At 67.9% G+C, this 13,629-nt stretch carries 15 protein-coding genes; 7 read left to right on the forward strand and 8 right to left on the reverse strand.

Features of this window, described 5'->3' with window-relative positions; all coding sequences use genetic code 11:
• Positions 1-145 precede the first annotated feature (145 nt).
• Positions 146-814: a GntR family transcriptional regulator gene (locus tag LR948_RS12485; protein ID WP_232754363.1), complete on the forward strand. Its 669-nt coding sequence runs from the start codon at positions 146-148 to the stop codon at positions 812-814.
• Positions 815-885: 71 nt separating this feature from the next.
• Here LR948_RS12485 and LR948_RS12490 read toward each other — a convergent pair whose 3' ends face one another.
• Genes LR948_RS12490 through LR948_RS12500 form a run of 3 tightly spaced genes read right to left on the reverse strand, consistent with a single transcriptional unit; the run spans position 886 to position 4,299 of the window.
• A complete protein-coding gene (locus tag LR948_RS12490) occupies positions 886-2,307 on the reverse strand; it encodes a 2-oxo acid dehydrogenase subunit E2 (protein ID WP_232754364.1) in 1,422 nt (473 codons plus the stop codon).
• 1 nt (position 2,308) lies between these two features.
• Positions 2,309-3,322 (reverse strand): alpha-ketoacid dehydrogenase subunit beta, encoded by a 1,014-nt coding sequence (locus tag LR948_RS12495; RefSeq protein WP_232754365.1) that lies wholly within the window; start codon positions 3,320-3,322, stop codon positions 2,309-2,311.
• Positions 3,323-3,333: 11 nt separating this feature from the next.
• Positions 3,334-4,299, reverse strand: a complete 966-nt coding sequence (locus LR948_RS12500; RefSeq protein ID WP_232754366.1) for a thiamine pyrophosphate-dependent dehydrogenase E1 component subunit alpha — start codon at positions 4,297-4,299, stop codon at positions 3,334-3,336.
• A 126-nt stretch (positions 4,300-4,425) separates the two neighbouring features.
• Between LR948_RS12500 and LR948_RS12505 the strand changes: the two genes are divergently transcribed.
• Together LR948_RS12505 and LR948_RS12510 are read left to right on the forward strand one after the other, a co-directional pair.
• On the forward strand, positions 4,426-5,589 hold the full coding sequence (locus tag LR948_RS12505) for an acyl-CoA dehydrogenase family protein (RefSeq protein WP_232754367.1): 1,164 nt from the start codon (positions 4,426-4,428) through the stop codon (positions 5,587-5,589).
• 9 nt (positions 5,590-5,598) lie between these two features.
• Complete coding sequence (locus LR948_RS12510) at positions 5,599-5,925, forward strand: Rieske (2Fe-2S) protein (RefSeq protein WP_232754368.1); 327 nt, start codon at positions 5,599-5,601, stop codon at positions 5,923-5,925.
• Here the strand turns inward: LR948_RS12510 and LR948_RS12515 are convergent.
• From LR948_RS12515 to LR948_RS12535, 5 genes are read right to left on the reverse strand one after another with little or no spacing between them, the layout of a single operon-like run.
• On the reverse strand, positions 5,915-6,793 hold the full coding sequence (locus tag LR948_RS12515; RefSeq protein ID WP_232754369.1) for an alpha/beta fold hydrolase: 879 nt from the start codon (positions 6,791-6,793) through the stop codon (positions 5,915-5,917). The genes LR948_RS12510 and LR948_RS12515 overlap by 11 nt on opposite strands.
• Entirely contained in the window at positions 6,790-7,539 is a 750-nt protein-coding gene (locus tag LR948_RS12520; RefSeq protein ID WP_232754370.1) for a ThuA domain-containing protein, read from the reverse strand. The genes LR948_RS12515 and LR948_RS12520 overlap by 4 nt, the downstream gene beginning before the upstream one ends.
• A complete protein-coding gene (locus tag LR948_RS12525; protein WP_232754371.1) occupies positions 7,536-8,006 on the reverse strand; it encodes a MaoC family dehydratase in 471 nt (156 codons plus the stop codon). Before LR948_RS12525 ends, LR948_RS12520 begins: the two co-directional genes overlap by 4 nt.
• The gene (locus tag LR948_RS12530) at positions 7,990-9,273 is read right to left on the reverse strand and encodes an SRPBCC family protein (RefSeq protein WP_232754372.1); all 1,284 of its coding nucleotides are present in this window, start codon (positions 9,271-9,273) and stop codon (positions 7,990-7,992) included. Before LR948_RS12530 ends, LR948_RS12525 begins: the two co-directional genes overlap by 17 nt.
• A gap of 20 nt (positions 9,274-9,293) precedes the next feature.
• Positions 9,294-10,055, reverse strand: coding sequence for an SDR family NAD(P)-dependent oxidoreductase (locus LR948_RS12535; protein ID WP_232754373.1), 762 nt, complete (start codon positions 10,053-10,055; stop codon positions 9,294-9,296).
• A gap of 174 nt (positions 10,056-10,229) precedes the next feature.
• On the opposite strand from LR948_RS12535, the gene LR948_RS12540 reads away from it, so the two are divergent.
• From LR948_RS12540 to LR948_RS12555, 4 genes are read left to right on the forward strand one after another with little or no spacing between them, the layout of a single operon-like run.
• Positions 10,230-11,513 carry a CaiB/BaiF CoA-transferase family protein gene (locus tag LR948_RS12540; RefSeq protein WP_232754374.1) on the forward strand — a complete coding sequence of 428 codons (1,284 nt, stop codon included), beginning with the start codon at positions 10,230-10,232 and terminating at the stop codon, positions 11,511-11,513.
• 11 nt (positions 11,514-11,524) lie between these two features.
• Complete coding sequence (locus LR948_RS19015) at positions 11,525-11,899, forward strand: OB-fold domain-containing protein (protein WP_232754375.1); 375 nt, start codon at positions 11,525-11,527, stop codon at positions 11,897-11,899.
• Positions 11,896-13,044, forward strand: coding sequence for an acetyl-CoA acetyltransferase (locus tag LR948_RS12550; protein WP_232754376.1), 1,149 nt, complete (start codon positions 11,896-11,898; stop codon positions 13,042-13,044). The genes LR948_RS19015 and LR948_RS12550 overlap by 4 nt, the downstream gene beginning before the upstream one ends.
• Before the next feature lie 10 nt (positions 13,045-13,054).
• The gene (locus LR948_RS12555) at positions 13,055-13,609 is read left to right on the forward strand and encodes a nuclear transport factor 2 family protein (RefSeq protein ID WP_232754377.1); all 555 of its coding nucleotides are present in this window, start codon (positions 13,055-13,057) and stop codon (positions 13,607-13,609) included.
• Positions 13,610-13,629: the final 20 nt, after the last annotated feature.

Consider the following 13,629-nt stretch of genomic DNA (forward strand, 5'->3'; position numbering starts at 1 on the left):
GAGATGTTGCAACCCTAGGGGCGATCGTGCAGGGGCGGCGCAATTTTCTGGAAATGCACGTATTCAGACTGGTATGACTAAAAACACGGAAGCTGATCCACTGGACTTCGGAAAGGGCTGGTAGCCGATGGCGAAAACTTCGGGCATGACACACGCGCAAACCGTGCGGCTGGCACTGGAAGACGACATCTTCGCCGGCCGGCTGGCCCCCGGGGCCTCGCTGGACGAAGAGGCGCTGGCGCGGCGCTTCTCGGTCTCGCGGACGCCGGTGCGCGAGGCGATGCTGCAGCTCATCCAGTCCGGGCTGGTCGAGAAACGCCCGCGCCAGGGCGCGATCGTGGCGCAGATCGACCTGTCGGACATGATCCGGCTCTTCGAGGTGATGTCCGAGCTCGAGGGCATCTGCGCCAAGTTCGCCGCCCGCCGCATGACCCCGCAGGAGCGCACCGACCTGCGCAAGCTGCACGAGGCCTCCGAGGCGGCTTTCAAGGCCGGGCGCGAGGACGAATATTACCACCTCAGCCGCAAGTTCCACCTCATGGTGATCGAGGGCACGCACAACCACGAGCTGATCGAGACCACCAATCGGCTGGGCATCAAGCTGGTGCCCTACCGGCGCTTCCAGCTCTCCTACCCGGGCCGCTCCGAGAACAACCTGCGCGACCACGAGAAGATCATGGAAGCGATCTGCGGCGGCGAATACGAGCTCGCGGCCGAGCTCTTCCGCAAGCACACCAACGTGCAGGGAGATGTGCTGGCGGAGTATATCGCGCTTGGCGACCGCGAGGCGCTGCGGGCCAACGCCGCCGGTTAAGACCCATCACCGCGCATAGGAAAAGCCGCCGGGGGAGGAGGTCCCGGCGGCTTTTCCAGCTTGGGCTCCCGTCAGGACAGGAGCCGCGCCGGTGCCTCGATCAGACCCTTGAGCGTGGCCAGGAACTGGGCCGCCAGCGCCCCGTCGACGGCGCGGTGATCGGCCGACAGCGTGACCGAGATCACCGAGGTGAAGGCGATGCCCTCGGGTGTCTCGCGCGGCTCGCGCCGGGGCCCGCCCACCGCCAGGATCGCGGCCTGCGGCGGATTGATGATCGCGTCGAACTCGCGCACGCCGAACATCCCGAGGTTGGAAAGCGTGAAGGTCCCGCCCGCGAGGTCGGCGCTGGTCAGGCTGCGGTCGCGGGCGCGGGCCGCCTGGTCGCGCGCCTCGGCGGCCAGCGCACGCACCCCCCGACCCGCCACGTCGCGCAGAACAGGGGTCACAAGCCCGCCCTCGACGGCCACGGCCATGGCGATGTCGACCTGCTCGAAGGCGGTCACGCCGGTCTCCGAGACATGCACGTTGACCTCAGGGTGACGCGCCAGCGCCAGCCCGCAGGCCCGCAGCAGGAAGTCGTTGACCGAGAGCTTCGGCGCGCCCTCTTCGGCGGCGGTGTTCATCGCGGTGCGCAGGTCGAGAAGCGCGGAGACCTCGATGTCCACGGTGGTGTAGAAATGCGGGATGCTCTGCTTGGAGCGGGTCAGCGCCGCGGCGATGGACTTGCGCATGCCGGTGAAAGGCTGCTCCTGTCCGGCGGCCGCTTCGGGCGCGACCTGACCGGCCGGGGCGGCTTTGGGCGCCGGCGGCGACCAGAGCCCGGCGGCCCGGGCGGCCTCCTGCGCATCCTCGAGCGAAACCCGGCCCTTGCGGCCGGTGCCCGCGATGCCCGCGAGCGACAGCCCGAGCCCATTGGCGAACTTGCGCGCGATGACGCTGGCCGGGATGGCGGCATTCTCGGCCCTGACCGCCTCGGGGTCGCGCGGGGTGGCGGCACCGGAGACGTCCTTCTGCAGGACCTTGCCGCCGCGCCCGCTGCCGGGCACCGCGGCGAGGTCGACCCCGGCGCGATCCGCCGCGCGGCGGGCCAGCGGGGTGGCGCGCGTCTCGGTCGCGGGCGGGGCCTCGGCGGCGGGCGCCTCTGCGGGAGCCTCGGCCTTGGGTTCACCCGCCCCTTCGTCGGGATCGAAGGAGGCATCCACCGGGCTGTAGTCGCGAATGAAGCCCTCGACCGCGGCATCCTCGACCGCCGGGTCGGCCATGACCGCGATCAGCGTGCCCACCGGCACCGTATCGCCCGGCTGCACCAGGATCCGGCGCAGCGTGCCGGGGCGGTCGAGCTCGACCACGTTGACGATCTTGTCGGTTTCCACGTCCACCAGCTCGGCGCCCTTCTCGGCGCTGTCGCCTTCGGACAGATGCCAGCCGGTCACCGTGCCCTCGGACATCTCGAGCCCCCATTTGGGAAGCGTGATCGGTGTAATCTCTGTCATCTCACACTCCATCCATGGCGCGGCGGATCGCGGCTTCGATATCGGCGGGGCTGGGCACATACATGCGCTCCAGCTCTCGGGCGAAGGGCACGGGTGTATGCGGCGCAGTCACCTTCTGAACCGGCGCGCGCAGGCTCTTGAACCCGCGCGAGGCGGCGAGCCCGGCGATCTCCGAGGCGATGGAGCAGACGGGATTGGACTCGTCGACCACCACCAGCCGCCCTGTGAGCGAGAGGCTTTCCAGCACCGCCTCCTCGTCGAGCGGCGAGGTCGTGCGCAGGTCGATCAGGTCGCAGCTGATGCCCTCGGCGGCGAGCTTGTCGACCGCCTTCATGGCGAAGGGCACCATGCGCGCCAGCGCCACGACGGTCACATCCGAGCCCTCGCGCAGAAGCGCGGCCTCGCCGAAGGGGGTCAGCAGCTCGCCCTCGGGCACCTCGCCCTTCTTGGAATAAAGCGCCTTGTGCTCGAAGAAGACCACCGGGTCGTCGTCGCGGATGGCCTGTTTCATCAGGCCCTTGGCGTCGGCGGGGTTGGAGGGCACGACCACCTTGAGGCCCGGCACCATGGTCAGCATCGGATAGATCGTCTGGCTGTGCTGGGCGGCGGCGTTCATGCCCGCGCCCATGGACATGCGCAGCACGACCGGGGTCTTGGCCTTGCCGCCGAACATGTAGCGGAACTTGGCCATCTGGTTGAAGATCTGGTCGAGCGAGACCCCGACGAAATCCGCGAACATCAGCTCGGCCACCGGCCGCATGCCGGCCAACGCCGAGCCGTTGGCCAGGCCCACGATCGCGCTTTCCGAGATCGGCGTGTCGATCACCCGGTCGCCGCCGAACTTGGTCTTGAGCCCCTTGGTCACGCCGAAGATGCCGCCCGCGGCCTCGGGGTTGCCCGAGCTGCCGCCCGAGCCGCCGGCCACGTCCTCACCCATGACGATGACGCTCTGGTCGCGCTCCATCTCTTCGTGCAGCGCCTGGTTCAGCGCGTCGCGCATTGTCATTTCAGCCATAACGCGCCCTCTCAGTAGTCGATGTAGACGTCGGACATCAGGATCTCGGCGTCCGGCGTGGGCCCGCTGCGGGCGCTTTCGACGCTGGCCTCGATCTGGGCGAGGACCTCTTCGTCGATCTTGTCGAGTTCCTCGGCGGTGAAGATGCCCGCCCCAGTGACCTTCTCGCGGATGCGCATCAGCGCGTCCTTGGTCTCGCGGAAGGTCTTCACCTCGTCCTTGGCGCGATAGGCCTGCGGGTCGCCCTCGAAATGGCCGAAATACCGCGTCGCGGTGGCCAGGATGGCGCTTGGACCTTTGCCGGACCGGGCGTGTTCCACGGCTTGGCTGGCGGCTTCGTATACAGAGAAGTAGTCAAAGCCGTCCGCCTCCCAGACCGGGATGCCGAAACCCTCGGTGCGGGTCTTCAGCTCGCCGCCGATGCCGTAGCTCGCGCCGGTGTGTTCGGAATAGCCGTTGTTCTCGAGCACGAAGACCTTGGGCAGCTTCAGCACCACCGCCATGTTCATCGCCTCGAAGACGGTGCCCTGGTTCGAAGCGCCGTCGCCGGTGAAGCTGACCGAGACCGAGCCGTCGCCGCGCGCCTTGCAGGCCACCGCGGCGCCCACCGCGATCGGCTGGCCGCCGCCCACGATGCCATTGGCGCCCAGCATGCCACGGTCCAGATCGGCAATATGCATTGAGCCGCCGCGGCCTTTGCAGAGCCCGTCGGCGCGGCCGTAGATCTCGTGCATCATGCCCTTGGGGTCGCAGCCGCGCGCCAGGCAGTGGCCGTGTCCGCGGTGGGTGGAGATGATGTAGTCGCTGTCGCGCAGGGTCTCGCAGACGCCGACGGCGATGGCCTCCTGGCCGGCGTAGAGATGGGTGAAGCCCGCGATCTCTCCCTTGGGGTTCTCGACGTGCAGGCGTTCCTCGAACTCGCGGATCAACCGCATCTGCCGATAGGCCTGCCGGATCTGGTCCGGGTTTTGCTGCATTGTCTCCTCCCTAGCCGCCCAACAACGTCAGACTTTCCGCATTTTCAGCGATTGCATATACCCATCTCAGATTTTTGTGTATATGAAAAGGTATAGTTTTGTATTCACAGCGGAGGAGGAGGTCAGATGGACTTCAAACTGACCGATGATCAGCGAAGCCTGCAAGAGGCCGCCAGGCGGTTCGCGCAGGAGCAACTGCCGGAGCTGGCCAAGACGCTCGAGGCGACCTGCGAGCCCGTGCCGGCCGACTGGCTCTCCCGCTATGCCGAGATGGGCTTTCTCGGGATCAACGTGGCCGAGAAATACGGCGGCCTGGGTCTCGGCAACCTCGAGGCGCTGCTGGTGGTCGAGGAGTTCGCCAAGATCAGCTCGGCCGTGGCCTTCCCGGTCTTCGAAAGCTGCGTCGGCCCGGTCCGGGCGATCGAGCATTTCGCTCAGGACAGCCTGAAGGAACGGGTGATCCCGCGGGTCTGCGCCGGCGAGGCGGTGGTCGCGGTCTCGATGTCCGAACCCGACGCGGGCTCGGCGCTCACGGACCTCAAGACCCGGGCGGTGATCTCGGGCGACAAGGTGATTCTGAACGGCACCAAGCGCTGGTGTTCGGGCGGCGGCCATGCCGACGGCTATGTCGTCTACTGCCGCATGTCCGACGATCCCGGCGCCAAGGGCATCGGCGCGGTCTACGTGGAAAAGGGCACCCCGGGGCTGTCCTTCGGCCCGCAGGAAGAGCTCATGGGCTTCCGCGGCGTGCCCTCCTCGGATCTGAACTTCGACAACGTCGAGCTGCCGCTCGACAGCGTGATCGTGCCCGCCGGGGGCTTCAAGAAGCTGATGGAGGCCTTCGACCTCGAACGCTGCGGCAATGCGACCATGTCGCTGGGCCAGGCCTCGGGCGCGCTCGAGGACGTCCAGGACTACGTGCAGGAGCGCAAGCAGTTCGGCCGCCCGATCGTCGATTTCCAGGGCGTGCAGATCAAGCTGGCGGAGATGAAGATCCGCGTCGAAGGCGCCCGCCTGCTGATCCATCGCGCCGCCAGCAACGCCCAGGACGGGATGCCCTCGATCCTCGAGAGCTCGGTGGCCAAATGCTACGCCAACGAGATCAGCCGCGAGGTGACCGGCACGGCGGTGCAGCTCATGGGCGGCTACGGCTATTCCAAGGAATACCCGATGGAGCGGCGCCTGCGCGACAGCTGGGGCTGGGGCATTGCCGGCGGCGCCATCGACATTCAGAAGGTGAACATCGCCTCGGCCATGATCGGCCGACGGTTCAACCAGCGTGTCGGCTGAGGAGGGATCATGCTGCCGAGCGGTCAGACCGACTACCAGGACGCCTGTTCGACCATGCAGGTGCCGAAGAGCGGCGTCTTCTTCACCACGATCGGCAGCCAGGAGGTCATGCTTGCCCGCGATGCTGCGGGCGAGATCGTGGCCTTCTCGGGCTTCTGCACCCATTCGCTGGGCAAGCTCGAAGGCGGCGCGGTCGAGGACGGAGAGATCACCTGCCCCCACCACGGGGCGCGTTTCGACATTCGGACGGGCCGGGCGAAAACGCCCTGCCCGAACCTGCCGCGCTTCGACGTGAAGATCGAGGGACGCCGGGTGCTGGTGCGGCCTAGCCGCTGAGCCCCCCGAGGAAGTCTTCGAGCGTCCGGGCAAAGACGTCGTTGCGGTCGCCGACGATCATATGCCCGGCGCCGGTCACGTCACGGAACTCCGCGTGCGGGGCGATGCGCAGGAACTCGGCGACGCTCTCGTCATTGACCAGCTCGCTGTTCGATCCCCGGATCAGCATGATCGGCACCGAGATCGCGCCAAGCGCGGCGTTCAGCTTCTCCAGCGTGCCCGAGGTCAGCCGCGAGGAGCGGCGGCCCTTGATGAAGGCCGGGTCCCAGTGCCAGCGCAGCCGCCCGTCCTCGCGTTCGCGCAGGTAGCGCGCCAGCGAGGTGACGTTCGAGCGCCGCCCGCGCCGTTCCGGCAGGTAGTCCGAGATCGCCTGCGCCGCCTCCTCGTAGCTGCCGAAGCCGCGGTCGAGGTGCTTGCCCATGAAGTCGATGATCTTGTCGACACCCTTGGCGTCGATCTTCGGGGTGATGTCGACCAGCACCAGCGCGCGGAAGGCCTCCTGCCCGAAGCTGCCCGCGGCCAGGAGCCCCGAGTTGCCGCCAAGCGAGGCCCCGACCAGCACCGGCGGCGCGGCGAACTCCCGCGCCACGGCAACAAGGTCGGCGCCGTAGCGGTCGAGCGTGTAGTTCTCACCCGCGTCCCAGTCGCTTTCGCCGTGCCCGCGCAGATCGAGCGCCAGGGCGTGCCAGCCCGCCGCGCCGAGCCGCCGGGCGACGCGGCTCCAGGCATAGCGCGTCTGCCCGCCGCCATGGGCCAGCAGCACGCCCGGCGCAGCGGGGTCGCCATAGGCTTCGCCGCGCAGGCGCAGCCCGTCGTCGGTGTGAAACTCGACGATCCGGGCGTCGTCCTCGGCCAGGGCCTGGGTCATGCGAAGGGCTCCTCTTTCATGGCCCAGCGAATGCCACGGCGGACCAGTCTCTGAAAGACCGGATGCGGCCAGGATCCGCGTTCGACAAAGGGGTAATGCTCGGTCAGCGGGCGCATGTCGTAACGCCCCCGGCTGTGGCCAAGCGTGAGATAAAGCAGCGCGCCGGGCCCGTGACTTCGGCGATAGAGCACCGCGTGCTCCCGCAGCGGCCAGTCGCGGGTCTCGAATAGCGGCGTGGCGCCTTCGAACTTGGTGGAGAGCAGCACCTCGTTGCCGGGGTCCTCGTGCTGCAGGTATTGCTCGTCCTCGACGTGGAAGTCGCCGAGCCCCTCGGTCAGCGGATCGTCAGAGGCGACCCGGACCTTGTAGCGCCCGGGCGCTGGATGGGCGGCGAACTGGCTGCCGAGAAGCGCGCGGAACCGCTCGGGCAGCGGCGGGCAGCGAACCGGGGCGTCGCCGTCGAGCACCATGCGCGAATTGGTGCCATGCAGGGCGAACCAGCGGCCGCCCCGGGCAAGGAAGGCCTCGAGCGCGTCGAGCGCCGCCGCATCGGGCACCATGTCGCAGGTGTAGGTCACGATGACCTCGGCCGCCGCGATGGCCGCGGCGTCGTAGCTGTCGCGACAGGTGACCCGCAGGCGCTCCTCCTCGGCCATGAAGCCCAGAAGCGCGAGCCGCGCGTGGTCCATGTCGTGATAGGGGCCGCCGGTGATCAGCAGGGCCTCGCAGCGCGGCGGCAGGCTCATGACGTGTCGCGGCGGTAGACCAGGTCGGTCGAGGTGAAGCTGAAGACCACCGCGCCGTCCTGGTTCTCGACGTGATGGGCGAGGACCACCAGCCCGACCCCGGGGCGGCTTTTCGAGGGCCGCTTCGAGATGACCTCGGAGCAGGCGGTCAGCACGTCGCCGGCGCGCACGGCCTTGCGCCAGCGCACCTCGTCCCACTGCACGCCGCAGACCCAGTCCACGTCGCCGTTGACCGAATGATCGAGGATCCGCCAGAGCGCCGCGGTATAGATGCCCGAGGCGATCAGCTCGCCGAAGAGGCTGTCCTTCGCGGCCTCGGGATCGGAGTGGAAATACTGCGGGTCGTAGCGGGTCGCGAAGGCCAGCATGTCTTCCTCGGTGACCGTCACCGGGTCCGAGCGGGTGGTCTCGCCAAGCTCCAGGTCTTCCCACTTGCGGGCGGGGTGAGGATCAGTCTTCGCCGACATAATCCATCAGCACCTTGTGGAAATGCCGGATGCGCAGCTCCTGGTCGCCCAGCCAGAGCCCCTCGAAGGCGGCGGAATGCATGCCGCGCTGCACGCCCGGCAGGTTGGCGGCGTCCTGGTCGATCACCAGCCCCATGCTGCGCTCGCCGTGCTTGAAGCGTTCGTTCTTGGGCTTCTTCGGGCGCGGCTCGTCCTTCTTCAGCAGGCGGAACATCTGCACGTCGAAATACATCTTGTCCGGGTCGCTCTCATGCGGGCGTTGGCGGAACAGCATGAGGTCCTCGGCATGGGTGTTCATCGTGATGTTGGGGAAGATCATGTAGTGGTAATCATCGGTCAGCTGATCGTCGTTCAGATCCGAGTAATCGATGCCCATCTCGGCGCCATGCTTGCGCTTGTAGAGCTGCAGCGCGCGGCGCACCTCGCTCACCCGGCCGTCGAAATCCGCCGGGTCCATGCCCGCCTCCTTCATCGCGTGCTTGATGAGATGCGGGATCTCGGTGGTCTCGTTGACCCGGTGGCTGATGGTCGAGAAGGGGATCAGATAGCGGTTGTGCCGCTCGTAGGTGTCGATCTGGATGTGCTTGTCTTCGATGAAATAGAGAAGCTCGGGGTGGATGCCCTGAACGTGGTAGGACTCGTTGAAGGCATCGACCGAGGTCTTCCAGTTGCACTCCCATTCCACCGTCCAGTCGGTGACCTTCACCATCCGGTCGAAGTGATAGGGGCCGAGGTGGGTGTCGAGCGGGGCCAGGAACTCCAGAAGCGGCTCGGCCTCGGGGTTGAGGTTGAAGAAGACGAAGCCGTTCCACTCCTCGACCCGGACCTCGGTCAGCCCGCCGCAGGGCGGCGCGCCCTGGGGGAAGCTGTCCGCATCGGGGATGTTCTCGAACTCGCCGTTCAGCCGGTATTCCCAGTGGTGGTAGTTGCAGCGGAAGGTCTCGGCGTTGCCCTGCCCCATCATCAGCCGGTTCCCGCGATGCTGGCAAACGTTGTAGAAGGCCTTCACCTTCCCGTCGTGCTGGCGGGTGATCAGGATCTCCTCCTTGCCGAGCGAGGTGACGATGTAGTCGCCCGGCTCGGCCACGTCCTCGGAGGCGCAGCCCCAGTTCCAGACCTTGGTCCAGAGCCGCTCCCATTCCTTCTGCATGAACTCCCGGCTTGTATACCGTTCCTTGGGAATCATCTCGGTTCCCAGCCCCGGATCGGGGGTCTTGTCGATCGGGGTCTTGGTGAAATCGCCCTCGGACACTCGTTGGATGGTCATCTCTTTTCCCTCACGCGATGTCAGAATTGCACGCCCTTGGTGTAGCCGCCGTCGGCCCGGAGCGTGGCGCCGACGACCCAGCGCGCGGCGGGGCTCGACAGGAAGACGGCGGCCCGGGCGATCTCTTCGGCGGTGCCCATGCGGCGGGTCGGCTGCTGGCGCATCACGCCCGCGTAGGTGCGCGAGCGGGCCACCTTGATCATCTCCCAGTTGGAGCCCGGGAACATCGTCGGGCCGGGTTCGAGGCAGTTCACCCGGATGCCCTTGGGCGCGTACTGCTGGGCCAGTTGCTCGGACCAGGTCACCAGCGAAGCCTTCATGGCGTTATAGGCCATGGGCGCCACGAAGGTTTCCGCCGCCGCCATGCTGGAGACCACCAGGATCGAGGCGTTTTTGCTTTTCTTCAGATAGGGATAGGCCTCTTCGACGGCGCGGGCGGCGCTCATGAGGTCGATCTCGAAGGAGCGATACCAGTAGCGTTCGTCATTGGTGCCGCCGCCCGCCGAAAGGCTGCAGACCAGGACGTCGAGCCCGCCGAATTCCGCGCAGGTGTCCTGCGTCCAGCGGCGCACCGCCTCGCCGTCGCGGCCCTGCAGCGCGGTGCCGAAACTGGCCACCCCATGCGATTCGATCTCGGCCCGGGTCTCTGCGATCGCCTCGGGGCCGCGCGCGCAGATCGAGACGTCGCAGCCCTCGGCGGCCAGATGCGTGGCGATCGACTTGCCGATGCCTCGGCTGCCGCCCGTGACTGCGGCCTTCATCCCGCTGAGGCCTAGCTCCATCCTTCTGCTCCTCCCTTTTTGCCATGGTCTGACGGCCGCCCCGCGGGCGCAACCGGCAAAGCCGCGGATAGTCCTTTACATGTATATGATCGCCAAACTATTGTATACCTAAAAGCAGGCTTGCGAATATCTTCGGTGCGAATCCGGGGAACGCCAACCGAAGGGAGGACATGCATGAACCACAGTTCGGTGACGCCGGGCCCCACGCCCGAGAGTGCCGCGGTCTCCGCGCCGGCCTCCGGCGGGATCCTGGCCGGGGTGAAGGTCCTCGACCTCAGCCGCGTCGTGGCCGGCCCGCTGGCCGGGCAGACCCTGGCCGATCTCGGCGCCGACGTCGTGAAGATCGAACGGGTGGACGGCGGCGACGACCTGCGCACCCTCGGGCCGCCCTGGGTGACCTCGCCCGACCGGGCGCTGGAACAGAGCACCTATTTCCAGACCGTGAACCGCGGCAAGAAATCCCTGACGCTGGACTTCTCCGACCCCGACGGAGCCGAGATCCTGCGCCGGCTGATCGCCGAATCCGACGTCTTCATCGAGAACTTCCGCTCGGGCACGCTGGCGCGCTACGGGCTGGGCTACGAGGATCTCGCCAAGATCAATCCCGGGCTGATCTACTGTTCGATCACCGGCTTCGGCCAGACCGGCCCCTATTCCGACCGCTCCGGCTACGACTACCTGGTGCAGGCCATGGGCGGGCAGATGGCCGTGACCGGCCTGCCCGACGGCATGACCGGGGCCGGGCCGATGCGGGTGGGCGTGCCGATCGCCGATATCACCGCCGGCAACAACGCGGTGATCGGCATCCTGGCCGCGATCATCGACCGCCAGAAGACCGGCAAGGGCCAGCACGTCGACATCTCTCTCTTCGACTCGCAGGTCGCGCTGCTGCTGAACTCGCTGTCGGCCTGGCTGAACGCCCGCGCGCCCCTGCCCCGGACCGGCAACGACCATCCGACCGCGGTGCCCAACGGCGTCTTCGAGGTGGCCGACGGCCATATCCTGATCGCAACCTTCAACGACCGCGAGTTCGCCCGCCTGGCCGAGGTGCTGGGCCATCCGGAATGGGCCGAGGACGAGAAATACGCCCGCTCGCGCGACCGGCTGGCCAACCGCAGGGATCTGACCCGCGACATGACCGAGGCGCTCTCGCATCACGGCAAGCAGCACTGGATGAAGACCATCAACGCCGCCAAGGTGTCCTGCGGGCCGATCAACGACATGCCCGACATCGAGGCCGACGAACAGCTCGCCGACCGCCAGATGTTCGTCACCCTGACCCACGAGCAGATGGGCGATGTGCGCGTGGTCGGCAGCCCGCTGAAGTTCTCGGCGACGCCCGTGGTCTACAATTGCGCGCCGCCGCTCGCCGGGGAACATACCGCCCAGCTCTTGCGCGAGCGCCTGACGCTCAGCGAGGAAGAGATCGAGGCTCTGCGCAGCCGCAAGGTCATCTGAAAGGTCCGCCCGTGCCCGACTTAGGTCCCGAAGCCCGCTACCTCGGCTATCTCGCCGAAGGCCGGTTCATGCTGCAACGCGGCCCCGAGACCGGACAGGCCGTCTTCCCGCCGCGGCTGCGCGCGCCGGGCGGCCAGGCCCCGCTCGAGGACTGGCAGGAGATGTCGGGCCGCGGCACCGTGCATTCGGTGACCCTGCAGCACCGTCGCGACGGGCCGCCCCGGGTGATCGCCCTTATCGACCTCGCCGAAGGCGGGCGGATGCTCTCGCGCCTCACCGGCGCGGGCGCAGAGGACATCGCCATCGGCGCGCCCGTCCGTGCCCGGATCGCGCGCGAGGCCGAGGTGCCGCATGTGGTCTTCGAGCCCGAAGGAGAGGCGCCATGACCGGCTTCCCCCGCGCCCGCACCGCCGCCGTCGGCGCCGCGACCTTCGGCCTGGGGGAATGCCCCGGCTACACCGCGCTGGAGATGACCGCCCGCGCGGCGCATCTGGCGCTCGACGACGCGGGTCTGCCGCTCGACGCGGTCGACGGGCTCTTCGTGGCGCTGCCCGACGACTACCTCGGCGGGCTGGCCTTCGCCGAATACCTGGGCATCGCGCCGCGCATCACCGACAACAACCGTACCGGCGGCTCGTCCTTCCTCTGCCACGCGATCCACGCGGCCCTGGCGCTCGACGCCGGGCTGATCGACGTGGCGCTGATCGCCTATGGCTCGAACCAGCGCACCGCCTCGGGAGGGCTGGTCTCGGCGCTGAAATCCTCGGTCTACGAGCAGCCCCATGGCGCGATGATGCCGGTGGGCGGCTACGCGCTCGCCGCCGCGCGGCACATGCATGACCACGGCACCACGCGCGAGGACCTGGCACAGGTCGCGCTGTCCGCACGGGCCTGGGCCAATCTCAACCCCGAGGCCTTCCGGCGCGGCCCGATGAGCCTCGACGAGGTGCTGGGCGCGCGGATGATCTCCAGCCCGCTCACCGCGCGGGACTGCTGCCTTGTCACCGATGGGGCCGCCGCCGTGGTCATGACCCGCGCCGACCGCGCCCGGGACACCCGCGCGCCGGTCCCCCTTCTCGGCGGGGCGCAGACCGTGACGCACAAGGAAATCGCCGCCATGCCGGATCTTACCGTGACCGGCGCCGCCCGCACCGGCCCCGAGGCCATGGGCCAGGCCGGCATCACGCCCCGCGACGTGGACTGCCTGCAGCTCTACGACGCCTTCACGATCAACACGATCCTCTTCCTCGAGGATCTCGGGTTCTGCGCCAAGGGCGAGGGCGGCGGCTTCGTCTCCTCGGGCGCCATCGCGCCGGGCGGCAGCCTGCCGGTCAACACCAATGGCGGCGGGCTCTCCTGCTGCCACCCCGGGATGTACGGCCTTTTCACCATGGTGGAGAGCATCCGCCAGCTCCGCGGCGAGGCCGGCGAGCGTCAGCTCGAAGCCCCCGAGATCGCCGTCAGCCACGGCAACGGCGGCGTGCTCTCGAGCCAGGCCACGCTGGTTTTCGGAACATCGGCCACTGTCTGAGGAGGACCCCATGGACGACGCCCTTTTGCACCGCATCGACCGGCTCGAAAGCCGGGTCGAGATCCTCGAGCTGATCGCGAAATACTGCAAGGCTTGCGACGACCGCGACGTGCCGCTCCTGCGGTCGCTCTTCACCGAGGACGCCGAGGTCCGCTCCCAGGACGGCATGATGCAGGGCAAGGGCCTCGAGGCGGTCATGCAGACCTACCGCAAACGCTTCGAAGTGCTCGATATTTCGGTGCATTGGACGCATGACACGATCATCAGCTTCGACGATGGGAACCCTGACCGCGGCACCGGCGAATGTTTCTGCCACGCCGAGGCCCACCGGAACGGCCAGACGCTGATCGGCAGCCTGCGCTACGACGACCGCTACCGGCGCGACGGGGGCGTCTGGCGGTTCGAAAGCCGGGTGTTGAAGTTCCTCTACTACGTGCCGGTCGAGGAGTACCGCGAGGCGCTAGGCTCCCCCTTGCGCATGCGCGCCTACGGCGACCAGCGCCCGGCGGATTACCCCGAGAGCCTGGAGTGTTACCAAAACTGGGCGCAGCACTACGCGGAGTAAGGGGCGGGCTTACGCAGCTT

The organism is Roseivivax sp. GX 12232, assembly GCF_021272185.1.
Lineage (GTDB): Bacteria > Pseudomonadota > Alphaproteobacteria > Rhodobacterales > Rhodobacteraceae > Roseivivax.

What these genes read in the sequence shown, in the direction of transcription:
- LR948_RS12520 (WP_232754370.1), bottom strand. Translation starts at nt 7,539, where the DNA reads ATGAGCCTGCCGCCGCGCTGCGAGGCCCTGCTGATCACCGGCGGCCCC.
- LR948_RS12535 (WP_232754373.1), bottom strand. Translation starts at nt 10,055, where the DNA reads ATGGAGCTAGGCCTCAGCGGGATGAAGGCCGCAGTCACGGGCGGCAGC.
- LR948_RS12495 (WP_232754365.1), bottom strand. Translation starts at nt 3,322, where the DNA reads ATGGCTGAAATGACAATGCGCGACGCGCTGAACCAGGCGCTGCACGAA.
- LR948_RS12550 (WP_232754376.1), top strand. Translation starts at nt 11,896, where the DNA reads ATGACCGGCTTCCCCCGCGCCCGCACCGCCGCCGTCGGCGCCGCGACC.
- LR948_RS12555 (WP_232754377.1), top strand. Translation starts at nt 13,055, where the DNA reads ATGGACGACGCCCTTTTGCACCGCATCGACCGGCTCGAAAGCCGGGTC.
- LR948_RS12490 (WP_232754364.1), bottom strand. Translation starts at nt 2,307, where the DNA reads ATGACAGAGATTACACCGATCACGCTTCCCAAATGGGGGCTCGAGATG.
- LR948_RS12510 (WP_232754368.1), top strand. Translation starts at nt 5,599, where the DNA reads ATGCTGCCGAGCGGTCAGACCGACTACCAGGACGCCTGTTCGACCATG.
- LR948_RS12515 (WP_232754369.1), bottom strand. Translation starts at nt 6,793, where the DNA reads ATGACCCAGGCCCTGGCCGAGGACGACGCCCGGATCGTCGAGTTTCAC.
- LR948_RS12505 (WP_232754367.1), top strand. Translation starts at nt 4,426, where the DNA reads ATGGACTTCAAACTGACCGATGATCAGCGAAGCCTGCAAGAGGCCGCC.
- LR948_RS12530 (WP_232754372.1), bottom strand. Translation starts at nt 9,273, where the DNA reads ATGACCATCCAACGAGTGTCCGAGGGCGATTTCACCAAGACCCCGATC.
- LR948_RS12485 (WP_232754363.1), top strand. Translation starts at nt 146, where the DNA reads ATGACACACGCGCAAACCGTGCGGCTGGCACTGGAAGACGACATCTTC.
- LR948_RS12500 (WP_232754366.1), bottom strand. Translation starts at nt 4,299, where the DNA reads ATGCAGCAAAACCCGGACCAGATCCGGCAGGCCTATCGGCAGATGCGG.
- LR948_RS12540 (WP_232754374.1), top strand. Translation starts at nt 10,230, where the DNA reads ATGAACCACAGTTCGGTGACGCCGGGCCCCACGCCCGAGAGTGCCGCG.
- LR948_RS12525 (WP_232754371.1), bottom strand. Translation starts at nt 8,006, where the DNA reads ATGTCGGCGAAGACTGATCCTCACCCCGCCCGCAAGTGGGAAGACCTG.